Source organism: Pseudomonas sp. E315 (assembly GCF_055406205.1).
Window position 1 is genome coordinate 1 of record NZ_JBUZPJ010000038.1, and the last position, 776, is coordinate 776.

1 protein-coding gene is annotated in these 776 nt (G+C 54.0%); it reads left to right on the forward strand.

Features of this window, described 5'->3' with window-relative positions:
* On the forward strand, window positions 1–756 hold a 756-nt coding region (locus ACZRJQ_RS22015; protein WP_463980365.1), incomplete at its 5' end, for an IS630 family transposase.
* Window positions 757–776 lie beyond the last annotated feature (20 nt).

A 776-nucleotide genomic window follows, 5' to 3' on the forward strand; every position in this document is an offset into this window, starting at 1 on the left:
CGATGGAGTTGCCGGAGCATGGCAAGAGTCGCCGGGATCTCGTCCACCAGCGTGCACAGACTCTGGGCCGCCAATGACCTGAAACCGCACCTTACCCGCACCTTCAAACTGTCCAATGATCCGCATTTCGAAGAGAAATTTTGGGATGTTATCGGGCTGTATCTCGACCCGCCAGACAAGGCGTTGGTGCTCTGCTGCGATGAGAAAAGCCAGGTTCAAGCCTTGGAGCGCACGCAACCTGGTTTGCCTCTAGGGATCGGACATATCCGTACGCAATCGCATGACTATATCCGCCACGGAACGGTCACCTTGTTCACTGCGCTGGATTATCTTCAAGGACGCTTGATCAGCTGCATCGAGCGACAACACCGGCATCAGGAGTGGCTGGAGTTTCTCAAAAAGATCAATCGCGAAACGCCCAAGCATCTTCAGCTGCATCTGATCGTGGACAATTACGCCACCCACAAACACCCGAAAGTGAAGGCTTGGCTTGAGAAGCACAAGCGCTTCCACATGCATTTCACCCCGACCTCCAGCTCGTGGATGAACATGGTTGAGCGCTTCTTTCGCGACATCACGGTTTACTTGCGCGAGTGCAGTTTCAGCTCGGTTCGCGAATTGGAGAGCTCGATTACCACGTTCCTGGCACTGCGAAATGCGCAGCCAACCCGCTACGTCTGGAATGCGAAGGGAGAAGATATCTTAAACAAGATACAGCGAGCCCGTGAGGCAATGGCCTCACGGGCTGGCGGGTAAGTTATTTTCAAAACAGCACA